Here is a 14,220-nt window from a genome sequence, read left to right on the forward strand (position 1 = left end):
CATTGGCTTAGTGATGACAGCTTTCATTATGGCTCCTTTTGAGTCATAATTAATGACATCATTAGTCAATTATTGATTTTTGTTATTTGAAAAATAGATTAGTCAGAATTACCCAGAAAACAGGGTTTTCTAGCCACGTTTCAAGATCACATTTTACTAAATTTTTAGAGGATATTTTTGAATTTTGGACGCAATTCGACCAGTACAGCAGCGTCATTAAATACGACTTTTCACATATTGTCAACAAAAAAAATCAATATATTGTGTTTTTTTTATTTTTTTACCTAAATATGCTGCTTTACAAACAAATGATGCAAATATTCCGTTCCCAAAAATCGTTTATACGTTAAAGCATTTACCATTTATTTTTTGGATAAAAATACTTCTGGAGAGCATTTAGAGCAATACGCAAAGAACTAACAAGATGTGGTAATGTTTGGTTTTCTATAACAAGATGTTGTATCGCGGCATAAAGATTATACTGTCTATAGAGGTGTTGTGCTTCTTTGATAGCCTCTTGCATGTTTGAAAACTGTTCTGTTGCAAATTTAATCCATTTTTCTTTTGCTGTCTCATCAGAAGATGAGGGCATTTTATCATAAACAGCACTTGGCAAACCTTTTGCACACGAATAGTCATTTTTCACTTCAAGATATTTTTGCGCAGCATCATATTGGTCTTGATTGATTTCGCCTTGCAAATAAAGCCGCCCGATATAGGTACCGGAAAGCGGATTTTTAGCCTCTTCTATGGTCAAACAGAAGCGTTTGGCACGCATTTCAATTGCCAATTTATCCATGGGTTCATGCGGTGTTTTTGCTCGTGAGATACGTCCATTTGGTTCTCTGATACATCCTTTAATCCGAGGACGACCGCGTTTTGCACGTTTTTTTCTTTTTGTCATATTTTTTTCAATCAGAATGGTATGCTATCATTATTAATGAGTGCACTATGATCAGCAGCCCCTGAAGCGATAGCATAATTTTGAGAAGTAATAGGTGAAGGGGTAGGGGATGCTGATTGATCTTTCTTTGCATCAAGCAAATACAACTCGCCTTTGAATTGTGGTAAAATAATCTCTGTTGTGTAACGGTCATGCCCATTTTTATCTTGCCATTTGCGTGTCTGTAATTTGCCTTCTACGTAAACCTTTGAACCTTTGTTGAGATATTGAAGTGCAATTTTTGCTAAATGTGGATTAAAAATCACAACTGAATGCCATTCAGTTTTCTCTACTTTTTGATTGGTTTTTTTATCTGTATAGCTCTCAGAAGTCGCTATACTAAAATTGACTATTTCTGCTCCAGAATTCATTGTTTTGCTTTCGGGATTAGCACCAAGGCGTCCGATTAATGTCACTTTGTTTAGCATATTTGTAGCCCCATTAGATTTGCAATTTATACATAAAAAATCTTAGCATAATTTGCATATTTATACAATTATTTCAGTTTATTAATAACAGTTTTTTAAGTATTACATTATAATATTATTTGACAAATCATGCATCAAAAAACCATGTCACACAAATGGCACGGCTTTCTTATTTCTACTTTTAACTTTTCAATAAATATTCTTTCATTAAGAGTCTGTATCAAACTTTTTTGTTCGATTTATTGTTGACTATCGAACCTTTTTGTGCGATATTCATTTTATGCAGAAAGGGGAGGCTAAATGAAACGAGAAGCACTGCTTAGAGAATTACGTAAAGAAGCCAGAAAAAGAGGCATTCATTACAGTGAAGCTCCTGATGCAGGTAAAGGGTCACATTATTTGGTAACTTTTGGAGACAAGACAACCGTTATAAAATCTGGTGAATTGACCCCACTTTACGTGAAAATAATAAAAAAGCAGTTGGGGGTATGAGTTACTCTCTCAACGGCTTTAATTTTTCGTTTCAAAAGCATTTTGATCATGGCGAGGAGACCTAAATATGGAATACACGTATCAAGCAAAACTGGAATCTGATCCAGATGGTGGTTTTATTGTAACCTTTCCAGATGTACCAGAAGCAATAACAGCTGGAGAAAATAGAGCAGAGGCATTAGAGAATGCTGTTGAAGCTTTAGGGTTAGCATTACGGAGCTATCCTATGCGTGGTTTGCCTTTACCAATGCGACAACAGTATAAAGACCTTGTAGAGGTTACGGTAGATGCGTGGAATGCTCTTAAGCTCGCAGTGGTAGAAGCCTTTAATGAAGCGAATATCACAAAAACAGAATTGGCACATCGTTTGGGTAAAAAAGAAACAGAAGCAAGACGCATTCTTGATCCAAATTATCCAACTAAGCTTCAAACACTAGAGCAAGCACTGAGTGTTCTTGGCAAGCAAGTCGTTATTACAATCAAAAACGCGGCTTGAAACGCCTTCCCATTTTAAGAACGGGAAGGAGAGTTCTATTTTTTAAATTAAGCAACCTTTTTAATGGGGCTCTCTAAATCTGATTCGTAAGCTCGCAATAAAGGTAACATAACTGTAGGAAACTCTGAATCGCCAAAATCTGTTAGAACTGTTAAGATTTTAAGTATATTTGGCACCTCATCTTGAAGTTTGAAAATCAAAGCTTTTTCTACCAAACTCATGATGTTAATCAGAGCTGTACACTCTTTTTCATTAATATTTTCATCATTAGAAAACTGATATAAAGCTATCCATAAATCGCATAAGAAGTCGATACTGGTGTTCATTGTACACCTCCATGGATTTGTTCTCTCAAACATGCCAATCCTTTTGGTGTGATTTTTGTTGAAGGGAGCACCTTTTCTGTACCATCCGGTCTTTGAATGGTGATAGCAGGACAGTCCATGAATCCTTTCTTGATCTTATCCTGATAAGGTAATAGAGGCGCCCCTGGAGCTCGTCGATACACCCAATCATGTTTACGCAAGTAATCCGATAAATCCTTAGGTCGTACTTCAAGCATCTTCGCTGCTTCAATAAGACCGAACAGCCCATCAGAGCGTTTTAAGCCTTCCAAAGCTTCTGCTTTTGGCTTGAGTGTGCTCACCTCATTTCTTAAGTCTTCTAATTGATTGATACTCTCTAAAAGGAGTTGCTTAATCGTAAGAGGATTCTCCAAAGCATTGGCAAGATTTATTTGTGGTGTCACTACTTGTTTTTCCAATTCTTGCCAGCGGTCAATGATTTTTGCACGTAATGTAGTGTTATAACCAGAAACAAGAATTAAACATTCACGCTTGGGGAGGTTATAGCAGTTTTGAGGCTTTCCCTGCTTGTCTAAATAGGTGCCCCCAAATTTGGGGAGACCTCCTTCAGTGTATAATTCTTCAAGTATTTTCTTAATATCACGCATGACATGGTCATGTCTTTTACCACACAACTCAGCAATTTCACGACTCGACATAGTCTGAGTGGTAGCACTATTAGCAACACTTTCTGTAATTTTATAAGAGTGTTCATTATGAACTCCTTGGTAATAGACGTTTGTTAATGACACTCAATAAAGAGTGCCGGGCGCTAACAAACACGGTACCAAGTCCGTCGTTACGCTTTTCCCGCAAGGGTATTGTATAGCGTAACCACACCCGACAATATCATTATATGCGTGTAACATACAATGAGTCAAAGCCTTTAATGTGCGGAAAATAAACTATCTCGGTAGCTCGTCCGCTTGGTATTTAAGGTGTTCGTTAGGCACCTGATTCGATTATTCATATTGCTGTAATAATGTCAAGCTACTTCTGATAATTTTTTGATGTTTTTGTTGATTTCATCTATGAACGTTGAGAAGAGACAACGCCATTTAATCTGAACAGTTTTATAAAATCGGAAATTTTACTATAGCTTTTTAACTGAGCACTGTAGTGTGTAAATAGATATATTTATTAAACTGCGTGTATGTAACATAAGAAACAATACACAAACTAAAAAGGAATACCAAAGAGCAATATCTGAGTACCAAAGTACAGTATCCAATGGAAAAGAAAGCTTGTACTCCACGTACTTAGAAATGAAAGGTAAAGAAACAGTTTCCTTATAACTATTTGGGAAAATTAAAACGACAAGCGCTAAACTTATTAGCTTTAAAAGTCGGTGCATATACTGTTGTAAATCACGTGTTAATGTTTTCCAACCTGTTGTATTGCCGCGTTTGTATTTTGGATTGTTCTGCAACTCAAAAGGAATATGAGAATTGCATAAAATTGCAAAAACCGCTGTGACTATTACCAAAGAAACAGATGCGAATGTCAAAATACTTTGAATAAAGTAGGGATTTTTTTTAATTCCTAAAAAGCATAAAAATATAAAAGTTATAATGCCAAACAAGGCTCTTAGCTGTTTATCTGTAAACATATTTATTTCCTGCGGTTTTCGATAATTTTTTGATCTCTTTATTGATCTCGTCTATAAGAGGTTCGTAATTGAGAACGCTTTTCGGAATAGCACCACCGTAAACCCATGCTTTCACTTGCGCTTTGGTACTAAAATCCGCATTTTCTGGTGTGGTATAATACTGGCCGCCATCAAACTTTTCACACTCTCTTGTACCGTCTTCATATTCGTAGAGGTTGTAAAAATACTCCTCTGCTCCGTCCCCCCAAGGAACATAACCAACAGCTGTTGCAACCCACTTTTTTCGCATGGGTTGTTTACGGATTGTTAAGAATAAATGTTTAAAAATGAACATGCTTTAATCCTAATTTTACCAATTGGTCTATTTACCTCAAATTTGATCATACAGAGCGTTTTATATTGCAGATGTTGATTCCTATCATAAAATCTTTAAATCGCTTTGTAAGGTGCTTTTTTGTCGATTTAAATGCATATCTAATCGTAAAATGATCAGCACTTTTCACTATTTTGCTGTTTTAAGCCGCTTTAGAATTGCTACTGTTATGTTGCTCTTCACTAGGCTTGCCTATTCTCATGAATGAAATGCGCTTGCCTCCTAAAGCTAGGTTACGCGTATTTTCAACTGCTATAAAAACCTTCTCAGCAACACCATAAAGCCTGCTTTCTAAATCGCGACAATACTGCGCCAGATCAGCGCATGAGGGGACAAATGTTGTGGACATGCCTTTTGCCTCACCACGTATAAGGTTTTTAACGGCTTGCAATAAAGACCAGAGTGAAATGCCGTTAAGAGCAGCGATATAAGCCTTTGCACGCGCTTCTGCATTCGAAACTTTTTGCATTGTCAAACCACCTTCAAGCACATCAAGAGCCTCTGCTATGTCTTCAACAGATGCTTTCAAGGTAAGTAAGTTTTGAACAGTCTGGTAAGCTTCTAAAGCTTGTTTCTCTAGGGTTTTTGTCAATTGACTGCCATTGATCAAGGTCCATGGGAACTCCAGAGTTACACATTGCTCTATCTGTTGCACGGTATCTTGTAGAGGCGTCACTAAGCTGTGTTGCACCGATAAGTTTACGGTTTGTCGCTCCGGTACCACCACGAGTTCTTTGATCTTTTGAAAAGTTTCCATTGTTTCCACCATTGTTGTTCGTGTTTTTTGTTTTTTCTAAAACCTCGATAGCCTTTCGCACCCAGTTTCTCCATGTTGCTTGCCAATCACGTTTGATAGCATTCTTTCCTGCACAGGCTTTCCAAAAATCTCGAAACTTTGCAATTTCGACTTTCACGCGCTCTGGAGGCAAGCCCTCTGCAATGGCAAAATCGTAATCGGGTTCAAAATCCGTAGGCAATCGACAACCGCGATTAGCTTGCGCTCGTTTTGCTTTTTGGAAAACGTTCTCTTGCTCGTGAATGGGAGGTTGGTTGTCTGATGAGGTTTCGATTTGCTCTGATGTGGTCTCAACAGCAGCAACCTCTGTTGGCTCGTCAACCTGTTCGTTTGTTTCTAAACTTTCAGAACCAATTTCTTTTTTTGCTAAAACGATAGTTTTAGTTTTTTTATATATATTCTTATTCTGGTTCTTTATAGCTTGATTTTGCTTAGCGTTTGCTTCAGCAAAAAAAACGTTTTGCTTGTCATTTGCTTCAGCAAAATTATTAACATGTTGTTTTGTATTATTTTTTGCTTGCGCACCTTTTTTACCAGCTTCACTACGAACTTGCGATATGTGCTCTTTTTTATCAGCAAAATCGTTCAACTCTTCTTCAACACGCGTATTCCACAATCCATTATCTGTCTCAACAAGTTTATCATTCCTCATTAAGTATTCGACAATAGTTGCAAATTTTTTCTGCGAGCAATTGCAAGCACGTGCAAGCGTTTCAAAATCTTCTTTAATGGGTGCTTTTTTATCGTACATGCGAACGAGAAGCGTCATATAAGCGCCCCTTTGCTCTAGCGTCATTCCATCTGTACCACTTATCCAGTCATACAAATGGAATCTTATCCATGGCATACCATTAGACATGCGCGCCTCCTTCTTTTATTAAATATAAAATTGCTAAAGCATCTGCTTCGTTGTCGTCTTTAGGCGTATGTCCTTTGGAACATATTGCCTTAATCATTTTTACTTTTGATGCGTTTCCTTTTCCTGTTGTTGCTTTCTTAATTGTGCCAACAGGAATGCCTTCATACGGTATCTGATGATGTTCACACCACGTCGTTAAGGTTGATAACAAGTCACCGTAAATATGCGCTGCATCAGTACTATTATGACGCCTCACTTCTTCAAAATACATCGCGTCAATGCTGCCTACTGTCTGTTTTATTTCTGATAGACATCTCTTAAAGCGTAAATAATGCATTCCACCGACTTCAAAATATCGGGGGTGGAAATTCATGACACCACTGATGATGTGACCATCCGCACCGCATATCGCCCAGCCTGTCTTGGTCCCTAGATCAAGACATAAAATGGTTTGTGCGTTAGTGATCATAATCCCCCCTTAAGGCTCTACGTATTTATATGTGTGTTATGACAGAGCGTTTAGTCATAAATTAAAAAAAATGAACTCACTCAATTCAAAAATACACTGCATGCCTCATCTCGTTACATTCAATGTTTGGATCGATTGTGTTTTTCAAAAATTTTTTGAGAGTTTTCTTTGAAATATTTTGTGTCGCCATGCATCTTTATGGACAATTCTGGTCCTAAAGAATTTTTGGCTATTAAATGGTTGTTTTCATCAAAAGAAAAATTCCAATCAGAATTATTAAAAACGATTGTACAGCCTTCTGGAAAACCTATTTCCTGTATTAAATCTTTCAAAATATAAAAAGTATAATATGATTTTTGCAAAACATTTACATAGCTTTGCTCTTTTTTACGATATAAATAAAAAACTTTACGATAGGCCCACAAACAAAAAACCGTAATTACATTGGTCGTAAAAAGTATAATAATTGCCGCTAAACCATAATCCATCTTTACTTTCTTTCTTCTTTAAGAATGTGAATGGTGCTGTTGATGTTCGTTATTATCTGTAGGGGCAGCAATATGAGAAGATATTACTGTTTGTGATGCATTTGCTGTACTAATTTTCTCCACCAGATGAAGCGTATCTTTTCTTCGTTTTGTCATTGGACGAACAACTCTATGAGATTTACTCCCATAATTATGTAGGAACCAATCTAGTGTAACCCAAGATAGACCCTTGGCTTTAGACAACTGAATAATTATATTCCAGTATTTTGGAGAAATACTATTGCGATCACGCATTTTACGCGCAGCCTCATAGCTACAACCAATTTCTTTTGCAAATTGGCGTATAGATCCCCAAGATTCAATCAAACTTTTGACATAAAAATCATTAACCATGACACAAATAGTACATTACGTACAATTTTAAATCAAGATAAAATCGTACACAATGAATTAAAAAAATAGTGGATAATGTACAAATGACTTATTTGCCAAAAGATAGACTTAAAATAGCGCGTAAGAATGCTGGATACGCAACACCAAGCGAAGCTGCGCGCGCTATACCAGCTCTTAATCAAAATACCCTAATTAGTCACGAAAATGGAAATCGTGGTATTTCGCGCCAAATAGCCGAGCTCTATGGACAAGTATTTAATGTAGATCCGGGGTGGATTTTGTATGGCGAGTCTCCTCAAGAAAATCCTAACCTCAATATAAGTATTCCTGTCGTTTCATGGATTAGCGCTGGAGAATTAAGCGAGCAAGATGGGATAATGGATTTTTCAGATTATCCTATGACAGAGGCTGTTAATCTTCCTGCCGGTAAATGGATTGCTTTACGTGTAGATGGGGCATCTATGAATAAAATTAGCCCTCCAGATTCTATAATATTTGTAAATATGCGAGACAAAAAACTTGTGCCTAATGCCTGCTATGTAATTGCAGATGAATCTGGACAAGCGACATATAAACGATACAGACCTAATGATGATCCTCCTTTTCAGCCCGCTTCATACGACAAAACAATAAAGGCTCCAAAACTTGAAGGCGCTATCTCTATAATAGGTCGTGTACGGCGCACTATTCTTGATATGTAAACACAATACGATTCTCTGTTCACGTTATCGATTAGATTGCCATCAACAGATTGAAGCAAGTTTGCTTGATTTTTATCAGTAAACAGCAAAATTTTGATTCTCTAAATTGTGCCGTGATTCGTCTTTTTTTATTTTTTTTAAAAAAATAGTACATTATGTACTTGACTATCTTTAGTGCATAATGTACTAATGTATCCACAAACCACGCACAAACAATCGCCAAGAGGCGTTAGGGAGGAAAAGTTATGGATAAGCCAATTCTTATAAATTCCAATGAAATTTTATTAGTTGCCTACGATAAAGATCAACACATTGCAGAGTCTGGACCACTTGATGCAAGCCAAATTCTAAGCATTGTTGATGAGGTAGATGATGCAATCCAAATCTTTCACATCAATCCTTCTGAGAATAATTGTGAAGATATCTCTGAAGAAATTGCAGAAGCATATGTAAAAGAAAATATCGAACATCTCCATGAGGATAGTGAGGTTCATGACTTTGTACGCGAAAGTGATGCTTACCAAGAACTTTTAGACGAGATCGCAGACGAAAAATATAATGATGAGATTTACGGTACTTACGAACAACAACACCGTTTGCGTGCATGTGATGTGCTTTAAAAATTCTAAAGGGCGCTTTTAAAAGCGCCTCCCCTTTTCCCATCAATAATTGATTAGAGTAAACTTATGACCACACATGATACTCATATTCATAGTGAAGGATATCTCACGCCTGAAAACGAGGTAGACAACAAAATCGGTTATGTCCAAATGGTCAATGCCCATGTAATGCATAGGTACTTACATTTGAAACAAGATTTTTCCACTTGGTTTAATGATTGTGTTGAAAAGCTTGATCTAAAAGAAGGCGTGGATTTTGTTTTTACAAAACAAGAATGGAACAGACAGAAGATTTGTCCAAAATCTGAAATAGAAACAGATAAAACTGATAATCATTACTTCAAAATTCACGCAGCAAAGAAAATCGCTAAAGCAGAGCGCCATAGAAACTATGGCAGAATATTATACCAAAACTTATGTTTTTCTTAATTAAGGGGGTGATGATGCGAAACTTTATTACAATATCTGAAAACAATTTTCAAAACACAACTGTTCCAACCATGTCTAGTCGTGAAATTGCAGAGTTATGCGGTAAGCAACATGCGCATATTATGCGTGATATTCGACAAATGTTAGGAGAATTATATCCTGAAGGGGGGCAATCCAAATTTGGATCCACCTATTTAGATAAACAGGGTAAACCCCAAAACTGTTACAACCTTCCTAAACGTGAATGCCTCATTTTAGTTTCTGGTTACAGCATGACATTACGCGCTAGGATTATAGACCGTTGGCAAGAATTGGAAAAGCAAGCAGTAATACCACAAATCGACTACTCAAGCCCTCAAGTTATGCTTGGTGTTTTAACGTATCTCAAAAATGAAAATGAACAAAAAGATAACATTATTGCAAATTTAAAACCAAAGGCAATGGCTCTTGAAAGCTTACAGCGCCATGATGGACTCTTTGGTCTTACAGAAGCCGCTAAAATACTCGAGATGCAACCAAAACAGTTCATTCTCTTCTTACAGAAAAAAGGTTGGGTTTACAGACGAGCAGCAGGTGGAAATTTGCTTCCTTATCAAGACAAAATCCAAAAGAAACTTATGGATTGTCCAACCATCACACTTCAAACCGCAAGTGGAATAGAAAAAGTCATTCCTTGCGCAAAAATTACAGCAAAAGGAATTGGTGTGCTGTCTCAAGAGCTTAAAAGACAAAGCATGCATTAAGAGGAGGTTATTATGATAAAAAAGAAATACGAACTGACTGATGAGACAATTAAAGTTGATAGAATAACGCTTTACCGTATCCGTGCATTAAAAGACTTTGGAGATGTTAAAAAAGGTGATCTTGGTGGCTGGGTAGAGAGTGAAAGAAATCTTAGCCATGATGACAATTGCTGGGTTGGTGGTGAGGCGTGGGTTTATGAAAATGCCAAAGTTTATGAAAATGCTAAGGTTTATGATGATGCCGAAGTTTATAATAACGCAAAAGTTGGTGGTAATGCCATAGTAGCTGGCAAAACAGCATTTTATGGAAGTGATGCTATCTTAAGGTAGAGGCAAAAACCATGGAAAAGAAATACGAACTTACTGATGAAACAACTGAGGTTGATGGCAAAACTCTCCACCGCATTCGTGCATTAAGGGATTTTGATGATGTTAAAGCAGACGACCTAGGCGGTTTTATACAAAAAGAAGACAATCTAAGTCATGATGGCAATTGCTGGGTAGGCGATGATGCAAAAGTCTATGGTTATGCCAAGGTTTTTGGTGATGCACATGTTTATGGAAACGCTCGTGTGGATGGTCATGCAAGAGTTTATGACAAAGCCAAGGTTTTTGGTGATGCTTATATTGATAACATTGCTGATATTTACGAAAATGCATGTGTTTTTGGTAGTGCATCTGTTACCGGAGAAACTAATATTTTTGGCAATGCGCAGATTTTTGGACATGCTCGTGTTTTTGCCAGTGCACAAATCTACGAAAATGCACAAGTTTCCGGTGGTGCATTTATTAGTGGAAAAGCTGAAATTTATGGAAATGCTAAAATCTATGACAGTCCATTGATTTCCATTAGAGCAAAAGTTGGGGGAAATGCCAAAATCTATGGTGATGCATTTATTCATGGAAACGCAGAGATCATCAATGATGAAATCATCACAACGGGCGTGAGGCAATAAACCATGGAAAAAAAATACGAACTTACTGATGAAACAACTGAGGTTGATGGCAAAACTCTCCACCGCATTCGTGCATTAAGGGATTTTGATGATGTTAAAGCAGACTACCTAGGCGGTTTTATACAAAAAGAAGACAATCTAAGTCATGATGGCAATTGCTGGGTTGGAGATTATGCTAGGGTTTATGATAATGCTCGTGTTTATCAAAATGCACATATTTCCGGTTATGCCTATGTTTATGGTGATGCGCGGGTTTATGGAGATGCACTCGTTTCTGATGAAGCAAAAGTTTACAATTATGCAGAAATTTACGGTGATGCATACGTTTACGGTGACGCTAAAGTTTTTGATCATGCACATGTTTATGGCAATTCTCATGTTTATTATGAAGCATATGTTTACGATAAGGCAAGCGTTTATGGAAATGCAAAAGTTGGCGGTAATACACACATTTACGGAAATGTAAAAATTTACGGTGATGCGGATTTACGTTGTGAAGATTGGATTGGCAGCAATAGCAGAATATCCACTGGAGCAAACTAATGGAAAAGAAGTACGAACTTACTGATGAGAAAGCTGAGTTTAAAGGGGTAACTCTTCACCGTATCCGCGCTTTAAGAGACTTTGGAGTTATTAAAAAAGGTAATTTAGGCGGCTTTATAGAACATGAAAACAACCTATCGCATCATGGTAATTGCTGGGTAGGTGGTAATGCATTCGTCTTATCTTGTGCTTGCGTTTACGATAATGCTCAAGTTTATGATGATGCTGAAGTTTATGGTAGTGCACGAATTAAACATAATGCACATGTTTACGGTTTTGCCGAAGTTTATGGAATGGCAACAGTTTCCGGTAATGCACGTATTTATGGCGACGCAAAAATTTATCGTGATGCGGATATTGATGGCGATAACGTCATGTCCACTGGAGAAAAAGCATGGTGAAAAAATACGAATTGACTAATGAAACCACCGATATTGTAAGTTGCCATACATTGTACCGCATTCGTGCTTTAAGAGATTTTGATAATGTTAAGGCTGGGGACCTTGGGGGCTTTATAGAAAATGAAAGCAATCTCTCTCATGATGGCAATTGCTGGGTCTATGATAATGCTTGTGTTACTTGGGGTTCAAAAATTTATGACAATGCAAAAATTTATAATAACGCCCGAGTATATGGTGGTGGTCGCATTTTTGAAAACGCACAGATTTACGGAAATGCAATTGTTTATCCCAATGCAAGAGTTTATGGCGACGCAAAAATTTACGGAGATTCAGAGATCTGCGGAGAAAGCCGTATCACAACAAACGAGAAAAAATAAATCATGTATAAATATGGAATTAAACCTACCTTGTGTGCACAGTTAGTTGTGAGAAATACTCACAATCTAGGTGAACTTTGTATCACTATCTCTGGGTATAAAGACGAGCCTTATGTAGATACCATAATTTCTGAAGACATAATGCAGCCTATAAAATCCAAACTCTAACAACCAAACCAACTTTTAACACATGCGTGATTCACGCCACGGGTGAATTGCGCTCAAATAGGAGGAAATCAAGATGAGTGAACTAAGTACCACACAAATGGAATTAGTGGAAAAAACGAACGATTGTGAAATCAAACCTACAGCTATGGAGCTTATTTTAGAAAGAGCTTTAGAAAATGATGTCGATATGGATCGTCTCAAGCGTCTTCTTGAATTGCGAGAAAAGGAGATAGAACGACAAGAGTGTCAAAACTTTGTCCGTGATCTTTCTGCTATACAAGTGGAATATAAAAATATCGAACAAAATGCCATTAATACACATACTAAAAGCCTCTATACAACGCTTGATAAATATATTGATGCTATTAAAGAACCTCTTGCAAAACATCACTTTGCCTTGTTCTCTCGTATCAAAGACCAGAGTTCAAATGACATAACTGTAGAAATGACTTTAAAGCATATATCGGGCAATGAAATATCAACACAAGGAACATTTCCCATTGATGCTACGGGAAGCAAAAATAACACACAAGCGGTTGGTTCTACTATAAGCTACGCACGTAGATATCTCTTAGGCATGCTTCTTAATGTTGCAAGAAAAGAAGACGATACAGATGGAATAACACTTCTTGCGGGTATCTCTTCTGAACAGATGAATGAAATCAAAGAATTAATTAAAAAAACACAATCTGAAGAAAGTAGGCTTCTCTCTTTCATAGGAGTAAAAAATCTAAAAGATATGTCTTTTAAACAAGCACAAACCGCTTTGTTTGCTTTGAAAAAAAAGCAGCGAAAGCAAATGAATAAAGCACAACAAGAGCAATTAGATGCACCTATACAAGATATTGAATATGCACCAACTCAACAACAAACGGCGGTGTGAAATGGAACAAAGAACAGCACAATGGTTTCAGGCCCGCTTGGGAAAAGTCACCGCTTCAAACGTTTACAACCTACTGAGTAAAACAGCAAAGGGAATGCCGACAAACAAATATGAAGACTACAAAATCAAACTTATAACAGAACGTTTAACTGGTGAAGTAAGCCAATCTTATCCAACGCCGGCTATGCAATGGGGCATTGAACATGAAGAAGATGCCTTGAAAGAATATGCATTTATTTATGATACAGAGATCATAGAGTGTGGTTTCATACAACACCCCACAATCAAAATGGCTGGTGCTAGTCCTGATGGGTTTGTTGGTGATGACGGTTTAGTTGAAGTCAAATGTCCACAATCACCAAACCATTTACGCTTCTTTATAGATGACACTATAAAGCCTGAATATAGCGCGCAAATACAATTCCAAATGGCTTGTACGGGACGAAAATGGTGTGATTTTATCAGTTATGACCCACGTTTTACGAGGCAATCAACATACTTACGCATGAAAATCAAACGCATTCACCGTGATGAAGAACACATTGAACAGATTAATCAAGCGGTCGAAGCTTTTTTAGCAGAAATAGAACAAGAGATGCAAAAGATTTTGACAAAAGCCGCTTGACGTTATGGGGGTGCTCTCTCCTCCCAGCACCCCCACCCATTTACCAAGGAAATTAAACGTGTGTAACACCAAACATATTATCAT

General features: G+C 37.2%; 24 protein-coding genes. 13 read left to right on the plus strand and 11 right to left on the minus strand.

Annotated elements, in window-relative coordinates:
• Positions 1 to 355: 355 nt before the first annotated feature.
• Together ACFILN_RS08420 and ssb are read right to left on the minus strand one after the other, a co-directional pair.
• Complete coding sequence (locus tag ACFILN_RS08420) at positions 356 to 904, minus strand: hypothetical protein (protein WP_375657558.1); 549 nt, start codon at positions 902 to 904, stop codon at positions 356 to 358.
• An 11-nt stretch (positions 905 to 915) separates the two neighbouring features.
• Positions 916 to 1,371 carry a single-stranded DNA-binding protein gene (gene ssb, locus ACFILN_RS08425; RefSeq protein WP_375671279.1) on the minus strand — a complete coding sequence of 152 codons (456 nt, stop codon included), beginning with the start codon at positions 1,369 to 1,371 and terminating at the stop codon, positions 916 to 918.
• Positions 1,372 to 1,671: 300 nt separating this feature from the next.
• Between ssb and ACFILN_RS08430 the strand changes: the two genes are divergently transcribed.
• Positions 1,672 to 1,863: a hypothetical protein gene (locus ACFILN_RS08430; RefSeq protein WP_004859817.1), complete on the plus strand. Its 192-nt coding sequence runs from the start codon at positions 1,672 to 1,674 to the stop codon at positions 1,861 to 1,863.
• 67 nt (positions 1,864 to 1,930) lie between these two features.
• A complete protein-coding gene (locus ACFILN_RS08435; protein ID WP_006589119.1) occupies positions 1,931 to 2,359 on the plus strand; it encodes a type II toxin-antitoxin system HicB family antitoxin in 429 nt (142 codons plus the stop codon).
• Positions 2,360 to 2,406: 47 nt separating this feature from the next.
• On the opposite strand, the gene ACFILN_RS08440 is transcribed toward ACFILN_RS08435, so the two are convergent.
• The 9 genes from ACFILN_RS08440 to ACFILN_RS08480 form a co-directional block, all read right to left on the minus strand.
• On the minus strand, positions 2,407 to 2,685 hold the full coding sequence (locus ACFILN_RS08440) for a hypothetical protein (protein ID WP_375631756.1): 279 nt from the start codon (positions 2,683 to 2,685) through the stop codon (positions 2,407 to 2,409).
• The gene (locus ACFILN_RS08445; RefSeq protein WP_375671292.1) at positions 2,682 to 3,362 is read right to left on the minus strand and encodes a phage antirepressor KilAC domain-containing protein; all 681 of its coding nucleotides are present in this window, start codon (positions 3,360 to 3,362) and stop codon (positions 2,682 to 2,684) included. The genes ACFILN_RS08440 and ACFILN_RS08445 overlap by 4 nt, the downstream gene beginning before the upstream one ends.
• 434 nt (positions 3,363 to 3,796) lie before the next feature.
• On the minus strand, positions 3,797 to 4,312 hold the full coding sequence (locus ACFILN_RS08450; RefSeq protein WP_375671281.1) for a hypothetical protein: 516 nt from the start codon (positions 4,310 to 4,312) through the stop codon (positions 3,797 to 3,799).
• Complete coding sequence (locus tag ACFILN_RS08455; RefSeq protein WP_041581397.1) at positions 4,299 to 4,646, minus strand: hypothetical protein; 348 nt, start codon at positions 4,644 to 4,646, stop codon at positions 4,299 to 4,301. The genes ACFILN_RS08450 and ACFILN_RS08455 overlap by 14 nt, the downstream gene beginning before the upstream one ends.
• A 181-nt stretch (positions 4,647 to 4,827) precedes the next feature.
• A complete protein-coding gene (locus ACFILN_RS08460; protein WP_273783648.1) occupies positions 4,828 to 5,214 on the minus strand; it encodes a hypothetical protein in 387 nt (128 codons plus the stop codon).
• Positions 5,198 to 6,340 carry a YdaU family protein gene (locus ACFILN_RS08465; protein ID WP_375671283.1) on the minus strand — a complete coding sequence of 381 codons (1,143 nt, stop codon included), beginning with the start codon at positions 6,338 to 6,340 and terminating at the stop codon, positions 5,198 to 5,200. The genes ACFILN_RS08460 and ACFILN_RS08465 overlap by 17 nt, the downstream gene beginning before the upstream one ends.
• Positions 6,333 to 6,809 (minus strand): crossover junction endodeoxyribonuclease RuvC, encoded by a 477-nt coding sequence (locus ACFILN_RS08470; RefSeq protein ID WP_375631601.1) that lies wholly within the window; start codon positions 6,807 to 6,809, stop codon positions 6,333 to 6,335. Before ACFILN_RS08470 ends, ACFILN_RS08465 begins: the two co-directional genes overlap by 8 nt.
• Positions 6,810 to 6,928: 119 nt before the next feature.
• A complete protein-coding gene (locus ACFILN_RS08475; protein ID WP_375613947.1) occupies positions 6,929 to 7,297 on the minus strand; it encodes a hypothetical protein in 369 nt (122 codons plus the stop codon).
• A gap of 18 nt (positions 7,298 to 7,315) precedes the next feature.
• On the minus strand, positions 7,316 to 7,690 hold the full coding sequence (locus ACFILN_RS08480) for a hypothetical protein (RefSeq protein ID WP_375613948.1): 375 nt from the start codon (positions 7,688 to 7,690) through the stop codon (positions 7,316 to 7,318).
• 83 nt (positions 7,691 to 7,773) lie between these two features.
• On the opposite strand from ACFILN_RS08480, the gene ACFILN_RS08485 reads away from it, so the two are divergent.
• The 11 genes from ACFILN_RS08485 to ACFILN_RS08535 all read left to right on the plus strand — a co-directional run bounded on the left by ACFILN_RS08485 (position 7,774) and on the right by ACFILN_RS08535 (position 14,136).
• A complete protein-coding gene (locus ACFILN_RS08485) occupies positions 7,774 to 8,391 on the plus strand; it encodes a S24 family peptidase (protein ID WP_375671285.1) in 618 nt (205 codons plus the stop codon).
• 245 nt (positions 8,392 to 8,636) lie between these two features.
• On the plus strand, positions 8,637 to 9,011 hold the full coding sequence (locus tag ACFILN_RS08490; RefSeq protein WP_375671287.1) for a hypothetical protein: 375 nt from the start codon (positions 8,637 to 8,639) through the stop codon (positions 9,009 to 9,011).
• Positions 9,012 to 9,077: 66 nt separating this feature from the next.
• Positions 9,078 to 9,440: an antA/AntB antirepressor family protein gene (locus ACFILN_RS08495; RefSeq protein ID WP_375632021.1), complete on the plus strand. Its 363-nt coding sequence runs from the start codon at positions 9,078 to 9,080 to the stop codon at positions 9,438 to 9,440.
• A gap of 14 nt (positions 9,441 to 9,454) precedes the next feature.
• On the plus strand, positions 9,455 to 10,183 hold the full coding sequence (locus ACFILN_RS08500; protein ID WP_375671289.1) for a Rha family transcriptional regulator: 729 nt from the start codon (positions 9,455 to 9,457) through the stop codon (positions 10,181 to 10,183).
• 12 nt (positions 10,184 to 10,195) lie between these two features.
• Positions 10,196 to 10,513: a hypothetical protein gene (locus ACFILN_RS08505; protein WP_156850804.1), complete on the plus strand. Its 318-nt coding sequence runs from the start codon at positions 10,196 to 10,198 to the stop codon at positions 10,511 to 10,513.
• 11 nt (positions 10,514 to 10,524) lie between these two features.
• A complete protein-coding gene (locus ACFILN_RS08510) occupies positions 10,525 to 11,139 on the plus strand; it encodes a hypothetical protein (protein ID WP_375660924.1) in 615 nt (204 codons plus the stop codon).
• Positions 11,140 to 11,142: 3 nt separating this feature from the next.
• A complete protein-coding gene (locus ACFILN_RS08515; protein WP_375671290.1) occupies positions 11,143 to 11,682 on the plus strand; it encodes a hypothetical protein in 540 nt (179 codons plus the stop codon).
• Positions 11,682 to 12,083: a hypothetical protein gene (locus ACFILN_RS08520; RefSeq protein ID WP_375613985.1), complete on the plus strand. Its 402-nt coding sequence runs from the start codon at positions 11,682 to 11,684 to the stop codon at positions 12,081 to 12,083. Before ACFILN_RS08515 ends, ACFILN_RS08520 begins: the two co-directional genes overlap by 1 nt.
• Positions 12,077 to 12,460 (plus strand): hypothetical protein, encoded by a 384-nt coding sequence (locus ACFILN_RS08525; protein ID WP_375658156.1) that lies wholly within the window; start codon positions 12,077 to 12,079, stop codon positions 12,458 to 12,460. The genes ACFILN_RS08520 and ACFILN_RS08525 overlap by 7 nt, the downstream gene beginning before the upstream one ends.
• A gap of 241 nt (positions 12,461 to 12,701) precedes the next feature.
• Entirely contained in the window at positions 12,702 to 13,511 is an 810-nt protein-coding gene (locus tag ACFILN_RS08530; protein ID WP_273790347.1) for an ERF family protein, read from the plus strand.
• Between the two features lies 1 nt (position 13,512).
• Positions 13,513 to 14,136: a lambda exonuclease family protein gene (locus ACFILN_RS08535; RefSeq protein ID WP_273790348.1), complete on the plus strand. Its 624-nt coding sequence runs from the start codon at positions 13,513 to 13,515 to the stop codon at positions 14,134 to 14,136.
• Positions 14,137 to 14,220 lie beyond the last annotated feature (84 nt).

The sequence above is a fragment of the Bartonella sp. CL434QHHD genome, assembly GCF_042195145.1.
GTDB lineage: Bacteria > Pseudomonadota > Alphaproteobacteria > Rhizobiales > Rhizobiaceae > Bartonella.